Annotated in this window: 16 protein-coding genes and 5 tRNA genes; 15 read left to right on the top strand and 6 right to left on the bottom strand. The window is 39.9% G+C overall.

The genetic code is table 11. The features are described from left to right. Window positions 1–15: 15 nt before the first annotated feature. The 5 genes from AC3E6G_RS07405 to AC3E6G_RS07385 all read left to right on the top strand — a co-directional run bounded on the left by AC3E6G_RS07405 (window position 16) and on the right by AC3E6G_RS07385 (window position 436). Window positions 16–96 (top strand) — tRNA-Tyr (locus AC3E6G_RS07405). A 6-nt stretch (window positions 97–102) separates the two neighbouring features. After that, window positions 103–173 (top strand) — tRNA-Trp (locus tag AC3E6G_RS07400). A 12-nt stretch (window positions 174–185) separates the two neighbouring features. Then, window positions 186–258: transfer RNA gene (locus AC3E6G_RS07395), tRNA-His, on the top strand. 13 nt (window positions 259–271) lie between these two features. Beyond that, window positions 272–343, top strand: a tRNA-Gln gene (locus tag AC3E6G_RS07390). A gap of 9 nt (window positions 344–352) precedes the next feature. After that, window positions 353–436, top strand: a tRNA-Leu gene (locus AC3E6G_RS07385). Between the two features lie 74 nt (window positions 437–510). On the opposite strand, the gene AC3E6G_RS07380 is transcribed toward AC3E6G_RS07385, so the two are convergent. Genes AC3E6G_RS07380 through AC3E6G_RS07360 form a run of 5 tightly spaced genes read right to left on the bottom strand, consistent with a single transcriptional unit; the run spans window position 511 to window position 4,001 of the window. After that, on the bottom strand, window positions 511–1,644 hold the full coding sequence (locus tag AC3E6G_RS07380; RefSeq protein WP_490700744.1) for a tyrosine-type recombinase/integrase: 1,134 nt from the start codon (window positions 1,642–1,644) through the stop codon (window positions 511–513). A 3-nt stretch (window positions 1,645–1,647) separates the two neighbouring features. Further along, window positions 1,648–1,842: a DUF3173 domain-containing protein gene (locus tag AC3E6G_RS07375; RefSeq protein ID WP_000598356.1), complete on the bottom strand. Its 195-nt coding sequence runs from the start codon at window positions 1,840–1,842 to the stop codon at window positions 1,648–1,650. A 59-nt stretch (window positions 1,843–1,901) separates the two neighbouring features. Next, a complete protein-coding gene (locus AC3E6G_RS07370) occupies window positions 1,902–2,288 on the bottom strand; it encodes a hypothetical protein (protein WP_001096844.1) in 387 nt (128 codons plus the stop codon). A 2-nt stretch (window positions 2,289–2,290) separates the two neighbouring features. Continuing rightward, the gene (locus AC3E6G_RS07365) at window positions 2,291–3,487 is read right to left on the bottom strand and encodes a replication initiation factor domain-containing protein (RefSeq protein ID WP_490700743.1); all 1,197 of its coding nucleotides are present in this window, start codon (window positions 3,485–3,487) and stop codon (window positions 2,291–2,293) included. 40 nt (window positions 3,488–3,527) lie between these two features. Next, on the bottom strand, window positions 3,528–4,001 hold the full coding sequence (locus tag AC3E6G_RS07360; protein ID WP_490700742.1) for a hypothetical protein: 474 nt from the start codon (window positions 3,999–4,001) through the stop codon (window positions 3,528–3,530). 320 nt (window positions 4,002–4,321) lie between these two features. Here AC3E6G_RS07360 and AC3E6G_RS07355 point away from each other — a divergent pair, with 320 nt between their 5' ends. The 8 genes from AC3E6G_RS07355 (at window position 4,322) to AC3E6G_RS07320 (ending at window position 10,897) form a co-directional block, all read left to right on the top strand. Continuing rightward, window positions 4,322–4,774 carry a helix-turn-helix domain-containing protein gene (locus AC3E6G_RS07355; RefSeq protein ID WP_061853398.1) on the top strand — a complete coding sequence of 151 codons (453 nt, stop codon included), beginning with the start codon at window positions 4,322–4,324 and terminating at the stop codon, window positions 4,772–4,774. Window positions 4,775–5,063: 289 nt separating this feature from the next. Continuing rightward, entirely contained in the window at window positions 5,064–5,699 is a 636-nt protein-coding gene (locus AC3E6G_RS07350) for a DJ-1/PfpI family protein (protein ID WP_032913075.1), read from the top strand. A gap of 1 nt (window position 5,700) precedes the next feature. Further along, window positions 5,701–6,225: a DUF1697 domain-containing protein gene (locus AC3E6G_RS07345; protein WP_061853397.1), complete on the top strand. Its 525-nt coding sequence runs from the start codon at window positions 5,701–5,703 to the stop codon at window positions 6,223–6,225. Between the two features lie 567 nt (window positions 6,226–6,792). Beyond that, entirely contained in the window at window positions 6,793–7,230 is a 438-nt protein-coding gene (locus AC3E6G_RS07340; protein ID WP_048717496.1) for a zinc-dependent MarR family transcriptional regulator, read from the top strand. Further along, on the top strand, window positions 7,230–7,934 hold the full coding sequence (locus AC3E6G_RS07335) for a metal ABC transporter ATP-binding protein (protein ID WP_048789461.1): 705 nt from the start codon (window positions 7,230–7,232) through the stop codon (window positions 7,932–7,934). Before AC3E6G_RS07340 ends, AC3E6G_RS07335 begins: the two co-directional genes overlap by 1 nt. Then, a complete protein-coding gene (locus AC3E6G_RS07330; RefSeq protein WP_023022055.1) occupies window positions 7,927–8,730 on the top strand; it encodes a metal ABC transporter permease in 804 nt (267 codons plus the stop codon). The genes AC3E6G_RS07335 and AC3E6G_RS07330 overlap by 8 nt, the downstream gene beginning before the upstream one ends. 8 nt (window positions 8,731–8,738) lie before the next feature. Next, window positions 8,739–10,238 (top strand): zinc ABC transporter substrate-binding protein AdcA, encoded by a 1,500-nt coding sequence (locus tag AC3E6G_RS07325; RefSeq protein ID WP_048789462.1) that lies wholly within the window; start codon window positions 8,739–8,741, stop codon window positions 10,236–10,238. A gap of 113 nt (window positions 10,239–10,351) precedes the next feature. Beyond that, window positions 10,352–10,897 carry a DUF6287 domain-containing protein gene (locus AC3E6G_RS07320; protein WP_048789463.1) on the top strand — a complete coding sequence of 182 codons (546 nt, stop codon included), beginning with the start codon at window positions 10,352–10,354 and terminating at the stop codon, window positions 10,895–10,897. A 53-nt stretch (window positions 10,898–10,950) separates the two neighbouring features. Here the strand turns inward: AC3E6G_RS07320 and AC3E6G_RS07315 are convergent, their stop codons facing one another. Then, window positions 10,951–13,029, bottom strand: coding sequence for a GH92 family glycosyl hydrolase (locus AC3E6G_RS07315; protein WP_048789464.1), 2,079 nt, complete (start codon window positions 13,027–13,029; stop codon window positions 10,951–10,953). A gap of 193 nt (window positions 13,030–13,222) precedes the next feature. Between AC3E6G_RS07315 and AC3E6G_RS07310 the strand changes: the two genes are divergently transcribed. Together AC3E6G_RS07310 and AC3E6G_RS07305 are read left to right on the top strand one after the other, a co-directional pair. Further along, the gene (locus AC3E6G_RS07310) at window positions 13,223–14,503 is read left to right on the top strand and encodes a glycoside hydrolase family 125 protein (RefSeq protein WP_490700741.1); all 1,281 of its coding nucleotides are present in this window, start codon (window positions 13,223–13,225) and stop codon (window positions 14,501–14,503) included. Window positions 14,504–14,744: 241 nt separating this feature from the next. Beyond that, complete coding sequence (locus AC3E6G_RS07305; protein WP_048789465.1) at window positions 14,745–17,390, top strand: alpha-mannosidase; 2,646 nt, start codon at window positions 14,745–14,747, stop codon at window positions 17,388–17,390. The last annotated feature ends 80 nt before the right edge of the window (window positions 17,391–17,470 follow it).

Genomic DNA, 17,470 nt, shown 5'->3' with positions numbered 1-17,470 from the left:
AATTTAATATTATTCGGAAGGGTAGCGAAGAGGCTAAACGCGGCGGACTGTAAATCCGCTCCTTCGGGTTCGGGGGTTCGAATCCCTCCCCTTCCATCCTTTACGGGCATAGTTTAAAGGTAGAACTAAGGTCTCCAAAACCTTCAGTGTGGGTTCAATTCCTACTGCCCGTGTATAAGAATATGGCGGGTGTGGTGAAGTGGTTAACACACCAGATTGTGGCTCTGGCATGCGTGGGTTCGATCCCCATCACTCGCCTATTTTATATTATTGGGGTATAGCCAAGCGGTAAGGCAAGGGACTTTGACTCCCTCATGCGTTGGTTCGAATCCAGCTACCCCAGTTATACTTTGCCGGCGTGGCGGAATTGGCAGACGCGCTGGACTCAAAATCCAGTGTCCGCAAGGACGTGCCGGTTCGACCCCGGCCGCCGGTATAGTATTAAAGACAAGGTTTTCGGACCTTGTCTTTTTTTCTTTGTTGTATGTCGAGTTACCAATTTTTTCCATTTTAAAATAAATCATCAAGTTTATTAGCTATTGTTTTCTGTTTGCTAGGGTACAAATGTGAATAAGTATCAATTGTTGTCGTAATAGATGCGTGTCCTAATCTTTCTTTAACAACAAGATAATCTTCCCCTTGATTTATAAGTAATGATGCATGAGAGTGTCTTAAATCATGAATTCTTATTCTCTTTAAATCTTTATCCCTTTCTAGTATTTGCTTAAACTTTTTATCAATCATATTTTTTGTAATAGTTATTGGTGTACTCTGTATTATTTGTAGTTCGTCAGTATTTTTGGTAAATTCCTTAAGTTTTTCTTTTTGTTTTTCTTTCCAATCTTTTAGCATTTCTGCTAATTTCTGATTGATTGTAATATTTCTAGTTCCTGATCGTGTTTTTGTTGTATTAATGTAGCTTGTATTATTTACAAAGTATACCGTTTTGGTAACGAAAATTGTATTTGTTAAAAGATTTATATCATTCCAGTTCAAAGCGAGTATTTCTCCCATTCTCATCCCAGTAAAGAAAGCAATTACGAAAAACAGGTCATAGCTTATTTCATCATCTTGAATAAGTTCTCTAAATCTCGTGAATTCTTCTATACTCCAAAATTGAATATTAGGCTTCCTAATTGGTAATTTTCTCAAATTCTCAACAGGATTTTTATCAATGAGAGATTTTCTTATACCAGTATCAAAAATTTTTTTAAGTAGAATTAGAACTTTATTAATTGTATTATAGCTTAAAACTTCATTTTCATTTTGTTTTTTAGGTTTTGTTTTTAGGTATTCACGAAATTCGAATATATGGTCATACGTTAATTTATTTAAATTTGTTTTTTTAAAATATGGCTTAATATGACGCTCATAATTGTTTCTTTGTGTACTTGTGTAGCTTACTTTTCTGCCATTTTTCAAATCATCTTCTTCAAGTAAGTCGAATAACATATCCGTTGTTACTACAAAGTCAAATTGTTTTTCTTTTAATTCTACAACTCTAATATGTTGTTCAAGTTCTAGGGCTTCCTTTTTAGATTTTAATCCTTTACGAATAATACGTATTCTTTTTTGTGTGACTGGGTGGAAACCGTTAGAAACATCAACAGTCCATTTACCACTTTTAGTTTTACGAATAGTCATTCATTATGCTTCTTTCTGGAGTTCAATTCCTAGTAATTCTTCAGCGACACTGGCTGGAATTGTACCAATCCGTTTGTTATCGTAGATATTAAAACCACGATTCACTAATAGTAATTTGCCAGTATGGATAATCTTTCTTGCAGTTCCTGGAGCAAATCCAAGTTCGATAAGGTCATCTTTTGTTACAGTTTTAATCATATGATCTCCTTTTCTATTCAGATTAAGTAAGGGGAGGATTAACTCCCCTTGTCTGATACTTATTTTTGTTTTACATCTACTAAATGGATAGCATCCGCCTTGTAATACATCGTTGAACTAATCATAGTGGCTTGTAAATTGTCAAATGTAACTGGTACTTGATCCATCGCTTGGATATAGTCATTATCGACTAAAGCTTCGGGATTGTCTACTGAGACTTGGGTTGATTTCTTTTTGAATTGTCCATCCTTGATAGTTACATTGTATTTCCAACCAATGATTTTATCGGTATTAAAACGTCTTTCGCTACCATCTCGGTTTTTGATAATTTCTCCGTTTGCATCTGCTCGGACTTCCGTTTCAAATTTTGGAATAACTTCATCCAATTCAAATTTTGTTCCAATGTTATTAAAATTCCAGTCATTTTGTGAAAGCATTTTTGCCATAGTTAATTTCTCCTTTTGATATTTTCTTTGATTGTAGGGATTAAATCCTCTCTTTTAAAGAGAATTGCCCTTTCTATTAATCCACTTGCTAAATCTGGTGGATATTCCATATTGTTGAGTGCGAGATAGTTAGATTTCTCATACTCATGCAGTAAATTATTGTCGTATAGAAATTTATACGCTTTTAGAATAGCCCCTGAACCTTTATAAGTAAACCATTCTAATTTTTGTTCTAGTTCTGTTTTTGGTTTTGAAATAATGATAGAGATAGGTTTTGAGTGACCTAAAAACTTTTCCCAAGATCTCAAAGGTTTTGAGAAACGGCTATCACTATAGAATCTCACTTTTTCTTTGAGATATCCCTTGGTGAAGTTGAGAAGATCTATTTCTGAATGCAACCATTCTTGAATGAAGTAGTGAGCTTTTTCTTTCCTAAGTTCTAACTCAGTTCTTATCCAATTTTCTATATAACGCTTGCTGATGCCGAGCTTCTCAGCTCGTTCTAAGCGTTTATCGTAAATTCTAAGTCTTTCATCATCATTGGGTTTTCTCAAATATAAGGTTTGACCGATTGTTTCATCTCCGTAGGTATTGTAGTAAGTGCTTTTTCCATATATAAAGCGTTTCTTCTGACAAATCTTTAGAAGCTGATTAGGAGTGAAGTAGGGTGTTTCATTAAAATCATCTATTGCAATATCAATTCGTCTTACTGAAAACTGATTGTAATTGTAGTAGAGGTTGTTCAGAAACTGTCTTTCGGACAGACTATTTGGATCTAATACCATATCTCTAAAGAACTCGAGTGCCTGTCCTGACATGACAAGCATGTAGGACGACTCTTTCGCTCCATAGTAGATACGGATATTCCCATGATGAAGCTGGCTATCATAGTTATAGTATTTAAGGCTCCCTTTATTCTCAATAAATAGGTCATAATCAAGAAATAGAATGTCTTCGATTATTTCTCTTGGCGAAAATTCAGTCTTATCAAACTGAATTTGAATCCAGTCAAATACAGAACGTAAATGTTCATTTTTTGCCATAGATTTTGATTCAACTTTTTGCCTAATTTTGCCACCCTTAAAATCTCCGAAACCCTTGGAAATACTGAATTCTTTCGATGGTACACCTAACTTGCAGAGGGTGGTGTTACTACACACCCTATCGGTCAAAAATGGTCCGTCCGCATCTACGCTCATTTTCGGCTTTCTGCCTCATGGCTCAGCCGAAAACTCGCTATTAGCCGAACCTATTTTTTGACCTCTTCTGAACAAACCCTAGTAAGCCGGTTTGCATCGACTCTTCAATATCTTGGATTTTCTTTTTTAGACTGGCATTCTCATTTTTTATCAGTCGTATTTCTCGCTTAAATTCCTGTTTTAAGGCGCTCAGTTCATCGTAGAGCTCATCTATTACTTGGTTTAGGGATTCATGCTCATTGTCTGCTAGACTCCCAAATACGGCTTGTATAGCCTCTTTTAGACCTATTTCAAGTTTTAGGTTAGCTAACTTTTGAAATTGTCTAAGGTCTTCGTCTGTAAAGTCATAGGCAACTGTATAACTTAATTGATGAGTTCTAGGATTTCTACTGATAGGAATTTTAATTTTTTTAAATTCCTTGCCACTTATTTCTTTAATCAGTTGAATCCAATTTTTAAGAGTAGAGGTAGAGTTTAGGCCAGAAATTTGATTGACTAACTCTTTATTGGTCATCTTTTTGTGAAACCTCCGAAATTTTCTTGTGCAACTGAAGAGTTTTCTGTGGTATAATTGTTACATAATATGTTTTGATCTTGGAACGAACGGCACATTTGTTTCAAGATTTTTTTATTTTGTCGAATCTTACCTCCTTTATTAAAATTTTTTAAATCGACTACTAATTACATACGCTTTTACCTCCTTTTATGCTATAATATTCTCAATGGAATATTTAATCTTAAAATAAATATTCCTTATGGAATAATTCTATTTTATACCGTTTAGAATACTTTGTCAAGCTAAAATATACAGAATCGAATATTAAAGAGGATACAATGTTTAGTAATAATTCTTTTGGAGATCGTCTTAAGGAACTGAGAAAGAGTAAGAAGTTAACACAGGTACAAGTTTCTGAGATGATTGATGTACAACAAGGTACTTATTCTCGTTGGGAAAACGGAACTTTAGAGCCTAATTTAGAAGCGGTTGTCAAATTAGCAAAATTATTTGATACCACGACCGACTATTTATTAGGAAAAACGACTTACAGTACTCTAGATGTTGTCCCGCATCCAATCACTAAAATTGATTTGAAAAAATTAAAAGAGTTTAATAAAACAGATCTAAATGATCTGAAGTTTGCTATTGTCATGCATGGGATAAAAAATCATTTCACTGCATTTGACTATATGGACGAGCTAGTCTCTAAATATAATTTAGATGAAGAGGAGCAAGAAATATTGCATACCCTTTTTAAAGAGGTTTATGATTATTTTAATGCAGATTGATGATTTGTTTTTAGTTTCTAAATTCATTCTAGATGTTGGTACTATTTGTCATTATCCTTCACTCTGCTTTTAAACGGGAGCACAGTGGTATTGAGGACAAGTGGTTGAAACGTTGCATAAGTTGATAACATAAATACAAACCTACGGTGAGCCTCCGTAGGTTGTTTAATGTCTAAAAATCGCTATTTTACTGATGAAGTAAAAAATATTGGTATTACAGCGAAACATAAAATATGATACAATAAAAACAATTAATAGTTCGATCATTTATCAAAGAGGAGTAAGAATGATGAAAAATATTTATATGTATATTCAAGATACTATGGCTGATTTCGAACACGGCTATTTAATGCAGGCGCTAAGCTTACAGTCAATGTTAGGAGAAGCTAAAGTAAAATTAGTAACAGTTTCTAAAGGGAAAAAGTCTATAAAAACTGCTGGAGGCATGACAATTGTTCCAGATGTTAATCTATATGATTTAGATACTGCAAATGCAGCTGCGCTAGTGCTTATTGGAGGTGATACTTGGTTGGATAATGAGCAAGATGATGTTTTAGAAGTAGCCTCTAAACTATTGCAAGAAAATATTTTAGTTGGAGCTATTTGTGGCGCTACTTTGGGATTAGCTGAAAAAGGAATTTTAGATAATCGATATCATACAAGTAATGCTTCATTCTTTTTAACCCAGATGAGCCAACATTATCGAGGGCAGGATTATTATAAAGATGAGATTGCAGTTCAAGATGGAAAGCTTATTACCGCTAGCTCAGCCGGATCTTTATCATGGACTAAGCTCATTGTCGAGGAGTTAGGCCTATATTCAAAATCTACAGTAGAAGCATGGTTTAATTATTTTTCAACGGGGGATGCTCATTATTATTTTGAAATGATGAACTCTTTAGAAAAAGATGCACAAGGACATTAGTATGAAAAAGATTATTCTCCTTCGCGGAGTAACACCAACAGGTACCAATAGAATTCCCAAAATGTCTTATTTAGTAGAAATCCTAACAGAAGTTGGTTTTTTAAATGTTCAAACATATATTCAGAGTGGGAATATACTGTTAGAATCAGAGTTATCTGACGAAGAAATCAGAAAGTTAGTTCATGATACGATTTTGGATAAAATTGGAGCTGATTTATCAATAATTATCAAAGAAATTAATCAATTAGAGATTGCTATTCAAGAAAACCCATTTGATAATACTTATGATAGTTCTCGTATTCATCTAGTTTTTACTAACGAAGAGATTCCCGAAAGTACTCTAACAGAACTTAGTAGAGAGAATTTTGGAGATGAAGAGTTCTATGGTGGTCACGAGTGCTGTTACCTATATTTACCACGTGATGCTCGAAAAAAACGTTTAAACACAAATTATCTTGAAAAGAAATTTGGAATTCGGATGACTATGAGGAAGTTGAGTGTGGTAGAACGACTTACGAAATTATAATCTTTAAACAAGATAACTACATAACGTTCCATATCCTCCTTGTTAGGGGAAAGAAGCTTCTTTTTGTTTGATTTCCTAGATATAGTTCTATTTAGTTTCTATATTTTTAGTATTCTAAAAGAGATAAAGGAATTAAAGTAAATAAAAGGTAAGTAAATAGATAGACGTAATCTAATTTGAATTATCTTTATCTGGGGCATGAGTCCGTGTCTTTAACGGGGTTACCAAAAAGTTACAAAAATTTGAAAAATGAGTCTATTTTGCAAGATTCAAAAGGCTTAAAACCCTATTAAATCAAGGTTGTAAGATTTAAATAATGTAGTTATGGAACTCAAAATCCAGTGTCCGCAAGGACGTGCCGGTTCGACCCCGGCCGCCGGTATAGTATTAAAGACAAGGTTTTCGGACCTTGTCTTTTTCTTTTATTTGTTGAAGTTTCGGTGCTGAGTTACTAATGAATTACTAGAATATTTCGTCATTGTTTTCTGAAAACACTTTGACTATTTTCTTCTACTGTGTTATAATTAACCGGTAAAGTATTTACTGGTTAATAGAAAGGAAGTACGTATGAAAGTCGCTAATCAGATTGATGAGTTTTTAAATTCTATTTTACTTATTTCTGAGAATCAGCATGAAGTTTTGATTGGTTCTTGTACGAGTGGGTTTTCTTTAACCAATACGCAAGAACACATTTTAATGTTACTATCAAAGAATAATTATTCCAATTCTGAGCTTGCTAAATTGTTGAATGTTAGTCAAGCTGCTGTTACTAAGGCTGTTAAACAATTACTTTCTTTTGGGATGTTAGAAGCTCTAAAAGATGAGAAAGACGCTCGGATTGTTTTGTACCGTTTAACAGATTTGGGGCGTCCAGTTGCTGAGGAACATTCTCATCATCATGATCATACTTTGGCTGTTTATAATCAAGTTTTGAGCGAATTCTCTCAAGAAGAACAAATGGTTATTTCTAAATTTTTATCCCGCTTATTGGAGGATCTTCGTTAATGCGTTATATCACTGTTAAAGATCTTTCATTTTATTATGATCGAGAGCCTGTTCTAGAAGGTGTGAATTATTACTTGGACAGCGGGGAGTTTGTGACGCTGACTGGTGAGAATGGCGCAGCCAAATCTACTTTGATTAAGGCAAGTCTTGGCATCTTAAAACCAAAAGTAGGGATTGTTGAAATTGCTAAGGAAAATGTAACTGGTAAAAAATTACGAATTGCCTATCTTCCCCAACAAATTGCAAGCTTTAATGCTGGCTTTCCCAGTTCTGTTTATGAGTTTGTGAAATCGGGGCGGTATCCTCGTAAGGGTTGGTTTCGTCGGTTAAATCATCATGATGAGGAGCACATTTTAGCTAGTTTATCTGCTGTTGGGATGTTAGAGCATCGTGATAAACCATTAGGGGCTCTATCCGGTGGCCAGAAACAACGGGCTGTCATTGCACGAATGTTTGCGTCTGATCCAGATATTTTTGTCTTGGATGAACCGACTACTGGGATGGATGCTGGTAGTAAGGATGAGTTTTATGAATTGATGCACCACAGTGCCCATCATCATGGGAAGGCCGTTTTGATGATTACGCATGATCCTGAAGAGGTGAGTCATTACGCAGATCGCAATATTCACCTGGTGAGAAAACAAAATTCTCAATGGCGTTGCTTTAATGTCCATGAGAAAGATGGAGGTGAGGACCATGCTTAGTCTCTTTCAGTATGATTTTATGCAACGGGCTTTGTTGGCGATGGTTGCTATGAGTCTCTTCTCTCCTATCTTAGGTGTATTTTTGATTTTACGTCGCCAGAGCTTGATGAGTGATACGCTGAGTCACGTTTCTCTATCAGGGGTTGCTTTTGGTCTTTTCCTTGGTTTCTCCCCGACTATTTCTACAGTCATTGTGGTGATTATAGCGGCTGTATTTTTAGAGTACTTACGAACAGTCTATAAAGATTTCATGGAAATAGGGACAGCGATTCTCATGTCGACGGGCTTGGCCTTGGCTTTGGTGATCATGAAGGGTGGCGGTAAAAGCTCCATGAGTTTGGACCAGTACCTATTTGGTTCTACCTTGACCATTACCGATGAGCAAGTGCTAGCTCTGTTTGTCATAGCGGCGATTGTTTTATGTTTGACGGTTCTCTTTATTCGTCCGATGTATATTCTTACGTTTGACGAGGATACAGCTTATGTAGATGGTTTACCCGTGCGTCTCATGTCTATCTTGTTTAATATTGTGACAGGGGTGGCTATCGCCTTGATGATCCCGGCTGCGGGTTCCTTGTTGGTATCTACCATCATGGTCTTGCCAGCTAGTATTGCTTTAAAGCTAGGAAAAACCTTCCGTTCAGTCATGCTTTTGGCAGTGGTCATTGGTTTTGTAGGGATGGTCAGTGGTCTCATTCTTTCTTATTATCCGGATACACCGGTTAGTGCGACCATTACCCTCTTATTTGTATCCTTCTTTTTGCTCTCAAATCTTTTTGTTAAATTTAGAAAATAGGTGATCTTATGAAAAAACTTGCATGGCTGGTGTTAGCCTTTTGTAGTCTTCTTTTAGTAGCTTGTAGTGGTGGTCAAAATCAGTCAGGAAAATTGAAAGTCATGACGACATTCTATCCTGTCTATGAATTTACTAAGCAAGTCGTTGGAGACGAGGGAGATGTGGAGCTCTTGATCGGGTCTGGTTCGGAACCCCATGATTTTGAATTATCTGCCAAGGGTCGCGCAAAGATCCAAGAGTCAGATGTCTTTGTCTATGAGAACGAGAACATGGAAACGTGGGTGCCTCAGTTGTTGAAATCAATGGATGGCAAGAAAACCAAGGTTGTCAAAGCGACGGAGAATATGCTGCTTTTACCAGGTGGCGAAGAAGAGCATGACCATGAGGGAGGGGAAGAACACCATCATGAGTACGATCCCCATGTCTGGCTTTCTCCGCAGAGAGCCATTAAAATGGTGGAAACGATTCGTGATCAACTGGTGAAACAGTACCCAGATAAAAAGGCTAGCTTTACAGCTAATGCGGATGCCTATATTGCCAAGTTGAAAAAATTGGATGACAGCTATACGAAGAGCTTATCTGAAGCGAAACAGAAAAACTTTGTTACTCAACACGCAGCTTTCCGTTATTTGGCCCTGGACTATGGCTTGAATCAAGTTTCTATTTCAGGTTTGTCACCAGATAGTGAACCGTCTGCGACTCGCTTGAGTGAATTGACAGAGTACATCAAGAAGAATGACATCAAGGTCATCTACTTTGAAGAAAATGCTTCTAAATCCTTATCGAAAACCTTGTCTGCTGAAACCGGTGTGGATCTAGCTGTTTTGAATCCATTAGAGAGCTTGACAGATGAGCAGATGAAAGATGGTGAAGACTACATCTCTATCATGGGAGCCAACCTCAAATCTTTGGAGTTAACAACAATTCAAGCTGGAAAAGAAATCGCTCCAGAAGAGGAAGAAGACACCAAAACAGTAGCCAATGGCTACTTTGAGGACAGTGCTATTAAGGACCGAACTCTTTCAGACTATGTAGGTGATTGGCAGTCTGTGTATCCTTATCTAAAAGATGGAACCTTGGATCAAGTCTTTGACTACAAAGCTAAATTAACCAAGTCCAAAACAGTTGAAGAGTATAAAGCCTACTACACCACAGGTTATAAAACAGATGTCGACCGGATTGTCATTACAGACAAAACCATGACCTTCTATAAGAATGGCGAAGAGAAGAAGTTCGAATACCGCTATGCTGGGAAGCATACGCTAAACTATACAAAAGGGAATCGTGGAGTGCGGTATCTCTTTGAAGCAACTGATCCGAATGCGGGTGAATTCAAGTATGTTCAATTCAGTGACCATCAAATTGCTCCTAATAAGGCAGCTCACTTCCATATTTTCTTCGGTGGGGAAAGCCAAGAGGCTCTTTATAAGGAATTGGAAAATTGGCCTACTTACTACCCAAGTGACCTATCCGGATTCGAAATTGCGCAGGAAATGTTGGCCCATTAATCAATTAGAGAAGGAACCAGTTGGTTCCTTTTTTGATAGTAACAGAAACTTGTCAAATTGCTAGAAAAAGGATAAAATTAGGCTTATAGAATAGATTGAATATGGGGAGATTCATGATGAAAAAGTATCGTTTGCTATTGTTGATTTCTGCTCTACTGTTTTTCCTTGGAGCCTGTGGTGATAAAAAGCAGGAGACAGGATCTGAAAGTAAAGAAAGTACAGTTCGTCAATCGAAGGATAGCTCAGCTACTAGTGAAACAAAGAAAGCTGAGAGTTCGAGTGATAAGAAAGAGAAAACAAAGATGGATATTGAAGCAATCGCTCAAGGGGATTATAGTAGTGTAGCTGGTGTCTGGAAAGATGATAAGGGGAATAAACTCGTCTTTGATCAAAATGGTTTGGTCTCTAACGAATATGAGTCTTATGGTCTTTCCTTGACGGATTATGGAACTGTTTCAGGAGGAGTCTACGGAGGAGTTACAGGAGGATTTTTGATGGAATTCATCCCTGCCGGGCTTACGATTGATGACCAAACGGACGAAAATGGAGAAGTCATCTTCCATGATGATTCTGATGTTAATAAGGACCGTCTCTGGACCGGAACTGGGATGTACAGTTTTACGGAACAAGGTTCTTTCCTCTATAAGGTTGGGAATTAGCTAGTATATGTGTAATGAAAAAGAATGAAGAGTGTCCTACTCTTCATTCTTTTTTAGATTTTAGGGAGCCAAGAAAGGTAGAAGTCTAGCTTCTCCGCTTTCAAGAGGTCTTGGTGGCTCACTCTGTCGACCTTTTTTCCATCAAGAGAAGCATCTTGAAGAAAGTGTGCTTGGGCTGTGTGAGCTGTGCTATGGATATGCAGCCATTTTTTCTCTTGAGGGAGAAAGAGGTGCAAGTGTTTGAAGAGGGGAATCCCTAGGTCATAGACTGGCTTGCCTGGACAAGTTGGATAGAGTCCTAAAACCGACCAGATATACCAGGAGGATAGGCTGCCATTATCTTCATCTCCTGGATAGGCTTGAAAGCTTGGCTGGAAGGCTTCCTTGCGAAGGGCCTGGATTAGGATGCTAGTGTATTCCGGGTGTTGGCTATAGCGGAAGAGATAGGGGATGTGAAAACTCGGTTGGTTTGAAATGGCAATTTGTCCAAAAGGAGCTTGGGCCATCTCACTCATTTCATGAATTTCGTAGCCATAGCCCGTCACTTCGTAATGCGGTGCTTGAGTGGCTAGTCGAGTTAAGTAGTGGGTAAATCCTCCTTCTCCACCAAAGAGTTGCTTGAGGCCCTCGATGTCGTGAAGGGCGCCTAAGGTTGCCTGAATGGCAGAGCACTCTGCATAGTCGCGTCCCCAACTGATGGGGGAAAAGTCTGGTCTGAAATGGCCCTTCTTATCTTTGGCCCGGATATAACCTGTTTCTGGATCAAAGAGGGTTCGATAGGAAAGACTAGACTGGGCATATTCTTTGGCCAACTCTTCCTTGCCAAGTAGCTGGGCAGTTTGGGCGATACAAAAATCGCTATAGGAGAAGTCAATGGTGTGACTCACGCTTTCGTGATAGTCAGTGGATAGATAGCCTAATTCCTTGTATTCTTTAGCTCCTCGTCGACCGTAATGACCATTTGGGTCTTCCTTCCTAGCTGTATCTAGCATGGCTTCAAAAAGCTCCGTGTGGAGGTCGGGAGCTAGGCCTTTTTGAATGGCATCGGCAATGACCCCATCAATGAGGGTTCCAGGCATCATGCCTCTTTCGTCCGGCGCTAGCCATTTAGGGAGGAAACCGGTATCTCGGTAATGGCTGAGGAAGCCTTCGAGAAATTCCTGGTAAAGCTCGGGATAGACTAGGCTATAGAGAGGAAAGGTGGTCCGAAAGAGATCCCAGAAGCCCAAACTCGTGAAGTATTTTCCTTCTTGAATGCGGTTGTGGGCGAAATCGCGATGGACTGCTTTCCCCTCAGGGGTTACTTCATAACAAGTCTGAGGAAAGAGCAGACTACGGTAGAGACAGTGATCGAAAAATGTTCGATCCTCTCCGCCCGTATCTAAAATTTCAAATCGGTCCATTAGCTCTTGCCATTTGCGGCTCGCTTTTTCTTTCATCTCTTCAAAGCTAGCTGTAGGAAGGTGAGATTCGGCCAACTCAGGGTTGATAAAGGAAGTGCCTAATCGAGCTTCTAGGGTAGGGCTGTCAAATTCTAGGATCAAATCCTGTCCTAGCCAGTGAGTGCGAGTGATGGCTTGGTCAAATTCGACATGAAGATAGAAAGGATAGGTTTGTTGGTCGGTATGATTTTGGTCTAGGATGTAGAAATGTAGATTCGTTTCTCCGAATTCTACTTCAGCTAGTCCATTGGGGCAATGAATGGCCAGTGAAAGTGCAGACGGCCCTCTAAAGCGGAGAATGGCCCCGTAGAGGCTGGGTGTCAGCTCTGTATGGACTTGATAGCGCTCTGAGGTGAGAGCTAAATAATGGGGCTGAAAGACAGCTTCTTGGACCCGGTAACTGCTCTGTCTGAAATAGAGGTCTTCTTGAGTCGGAATGTCTGTTAGTGGGGTGAGGAGACACCAGGAAAAATCTCCAATCCAAGGGCTAGGCTGATGGGTCAAGCGAATACCTTGAAAGATAGGAAGGTTGGGGTTGAAAAACCAAGCGTCCTGTTCATGTGTCGTCTGTGGAAGGAAATAATTCATCCCAAAAGGAACTCCTGTGTAAGGAAGGGTGTTGCCGTTAGAATAAGCTGAGTGATTGTCTGTTCCTAAGCGGGTATCAATATGAGTAATATCGGTCTTCATGCGGGACCTCCTGTGTCATACTAGGGCCTTCAAGCCCTTTTCTTTCTTTATTTTAGCAGAAGCCCCTCAAATGGGAAAGTCTTTTTCAAAACTAGAAAAGTTTGTAGAAAAAGGGCTATAATTTGCGTATGTATTTCCCATCTGAAATCTTTTATACTGAATAGGAAAGAATCGATACGTGTGAGGAAAAGGAATGACTTATTCAAAAGAAATCGTCAGAGAATGGCTGGACCAAGTAGCAGAACGTGCCAAGGAGTACCCGGAGTGGGTGGATGTGTTTGAGCGTTGCTACACAGACACTTTGGATAATACAGTTGAAATTTTAGAAGATGGGTCAACCTTTGTGTTGACAGGGGACATCCCAGCTATGTGGTTGCGTGACTCAACGGCTCAATTGAGACCCTATCTTCATGTGGCAAAAAGAGACCCTCGTTTGCGCCAGACCATTGCTGGTTTGGTCAAGCGCCAGATGACCTTGATCCTCAAGGATCCCTATGCTAACTCTTTTAATATTGAGGAGAACTGGAAAGGCCACCACGAGACTGACCACACCGATTTGAATGGCTGGATTTGGGAACGTAAGTATGAAGTGGACTCGCTTTGCTATCCCTTGCAATTGGCTTACCTCCTGTGGAAGGAAACTGGTGAGACTAGCCAATTTGATGAAACCTTTGTCACAGCGACCAAGGAAATCCTTCATCTCTGGACAGTGGAGCAAGACCACAATAACTCACCATACCGTTTCGTCCGTGATACCGATCGTAAGGAAGATACCTTGGTAAATGACGGCTTTGGGCCTGACTTTGCTGTGACAGGGATGACCTGGTCAGCCTTTCGTCCAAGTGATGACTGCTGTCAGTATAGCTACTTAATTCCGTCAAATATGTTTGCAGTGGTTGTCTTGGGTTATGTCCAGGAAATCTTTGCAGCATTGAATCTAGCCGATAGTGAGAGTATCATTGCAGATGCAAAACGCCTGCAGGCTGAGATTCAAGAAGGAATCGAAAATTACGCCTACACTACAAATAGTAAGGGCGAGAAAATTTATGCCTTTGAGGTAGACGGTTTGGGAAATGTTAGCATCATGGATGATCCAAACGTACCAAGCTTGTTGGCAGCTCCTTATCTTGGCTACTGCGCGATCGACGATGAGGTCTACCAAGCTACTCGTCGGACTATTTTGAGCCCTGAAAATCCTTACTTCTATGAAGGAAAGTACGCAAGCGGACTCGAAAGTTCTCATACCTTCTATCGCTATATCTGGCCGATTGCCCTGTCGATCCAAGGTTTAACAGCTACAGATAAAGCTGAGAAGAAATTCTTGCTGGATCAGTTGGTTGCCTGCGATGGTGGAACAGGTGTCATGCACGAAAGTTTCCACGTGGATGATCCAACCAAATATTCGCGTGAATGGTTCTCTTGGGCCAACATGATGTTCTGTGAATTAGTCTTGGATTACTTGGATATCCGCTAATACTCTTCAAAAATCAAATTCAAACCACGTCAGCTTCGCCTTGCCGTATATATGTTACTGACTTCGTCAGTTCTATCTACAACCTCAAAGAAGTGCTTTGAGCAACCTGCGGCTAGCTTCCTAGTTTGCTCTTTGACTTTCATTGAGTATAAGGAGCACGCTTTAGCTTCACTGATTCTTGTTAGAATCACAAGTTTATATTTAAAACATTAAAAATTTAAGTTAGAATGAGGTTTTACTCATGGAAAATGTTGTTGTACACATTATCTCTCACAGCCACTGGGATCGTGAGTGGTATTTACCTTTTGAAAGTCACCGCATGCAATTGGTGGAACTTTTTGACAATCTCTTTGATCTTTTTGAAAATGACCCTGAATTCAAAAGTTTCCACTTGGATGGACAAACCATCGTCCTCGATGACTATTTAGAAATTCGCCCTGAAAATCGCGACAAGGTACAGCGCTATATCGACGAGGGCAAGCTCAAGATTGGTCCCTTCTATATTTTGCAGGATGATTACCTGATCTCTAGTGAAGCCAATGTCCGCAATACCTTGATTGGACAGGCTGAATGTGCCAAATGGGGCAAATCAACTCAAATTGGTTACTTCCCTGATACCTTTGGAAATATGGGACAAGCTCCTCAAATCCTTCAAAAATCAGGGATCCACGTAGCAGCCTTTGGGCGTGGAGTGAAGCCGATCGGATTTGACAACCAAGTTCTCGAAGATGAGCAGTTTACCTCTCAATTTTCTGAAATGTACTGGCAAGGGGCGGATGGTAGCCGTGTACTCGGCATTCTATTTGCTAACTGGTACAGTAATGGGAATGAAATTCCAGTGGATAAAGATGAAGCTTTGGCTTTCTGGAAACAAAAATTGGCAGACGTTCGTGACTATGCATCGACCAACCAATGGTTGATGATGAACGGTTGCGACCACCAACCGGTTCAACGGAACTTGAGTGAAGCTATTCGCGTGGCCAATGAGCTTTTCCCTGATGTGACCTTTATCCATAGTTCCTTTGATGACTATGTGCAAGCAGTGGAAAGTGCGCTTCCTGAACAATTATCAACGGTTACGGGAGAATTGACCAGTCAGGAAACCGATGGTTGGTACACACTTGCTAATACCTCTTCTTCACGTGTTTATCTCAAACAAGCCTTTCAAGAAAACAGCAATTTGCTAGAGCAAGTGGTGGAACCTTTGACCATCCTTACAGGTGGCCACAATCACAAGGATCAATTGACCTATGCCTGGAAGATGCTCTTACAAAATGCGCCACACGATAGTATCTGTGGTTGTAGTATTGACGAAGTTCACCGTGAAATGGAAGTTCGTTTTGCCAAGGTCAACCAAGTTGGAAACTTTGTCAAGACCAACCTTCTGAATGAATGGAAAGATAAACTCGCGACTCAGAAAGCTCAGAGTGAGCATCTCTTTACAGTTATTAACACTGGCTTGCATAGCAAGGTGGACACTGTCAGCACGATTGTCGATGTAGCGGTTTGTCCATTTAAGGAATTGCATCCGACAGAGGGCTTCAAGAAAATGGCCGCTTTGACCTTGCCAGACTATCACGTAGAGGATTTAGAGGGTCATCTTGTAGAGGCGGAGATTGAAGACTTGGGGGCAAGCTTTGGCTATACCCTGCCTAAGGATAAATTCCGCCAACCCTATATTGCGCGTCAAGTGCGCGTGACGGTTCCGGTTCACCTAGCGCCTCTTTCTTGGACCACCTTCCAGCTCTTGGAAGGAAAAGCTTCCCATCATGATGGGATTTACCAAAATGGGGTTCTCGATACGCCGTTCGTAACCCTCAGTATTGATGATGGCTTGACCCTTTACGACAAGACGACCAATGAGGCTTATGAGGACTTCCTTGGCTTCGAAGACCGCGGTGATATTGGCAATGAATACATTTACTTCCAACCAAAAGGAACAGAACCCATCTATGCGGAGCTGAAAGCTCATGAGGTCTTGGAAAATAATGCTCGCTATGCCAAAATCTTGCTCAAGCATGACTTGACCATCCCAGTCAGCGCGGATGAACAATTGGATGCGGAACAAAGAGGCATTATCGAGTTTATGAACCGAGAAGCAGGACGGTCAGAAGAGCTGACAACCATTCCGTTGGAAACAGTGATGACCGTCTTTGTGGATGACCCGCAAATTCGCTTCAAGACGCGCTTTACCAATACTGCTAAGGATCACCGCATTCGTCTCTTGGTCAAAACTCATAACACTCGTCCAAGCAATGACTCGGAAAGCATTTATGAGGTCGTGACACGGCCGAATAAACCAGCAGCTTCTTGGGAAAATCCTGAAAATCCACAACACCAACAAGCCTTTGTCAGCTTGTATGATGATGTTAAAGGAGTGACCGTAGCCAACAAAGGATTGCATGAATACGAAATTCTTGGAGACGACACCATAGCTGTAACCCTTCTCCGTGCTTCAGGGGAACTCGGTGACTGGGGCTACTTCCCAACACCAGAAGCCCAGTGCTTGCGAGCTATCGAAGTTGAGTTTGCAGTAGAATGCCATCAGGCTCAGGATCGTTTCTCAGCCTTTCGTCGTGCCAAAGCCTTCCAAGTGCCATTTACAGCTCTTCAAGTTGCAAAACAAGAGGGTAGCGTTGCAGCAACAGGTAGTCTCTTCAACCATCCAGCACTGAATTTGCCACAAGTCTGCCCAACAGCCTTTAAAGTTGCTGAGAATGAAGAAGGTTACGTCCTTCGTTACTACAACATGAGCCAAGAAAATGTTCGCGTGTCTGACAAACAACAAACCATTCTTGACTTGCTGGAACGCCCATATCCAGTTCATTCAGGACTATTGGCACCACAAGAAATTCGTACAGAATTGATCAAAAAAGAAGAAATTTAATTTCAAAAAGTAAACATAACAAGAAAGGAGGAGCGACAAAGTAAGAATCGATTGCTGACTCGCTCCTTTTTACAGGTAAA

Source organism: Streptococcus sp. SCPM-O-B-23252 (M501), from assembly GCF_058200355.1.
This window is presented reverse-complemented; position numbering and strand designations above follow the sequence as displayed.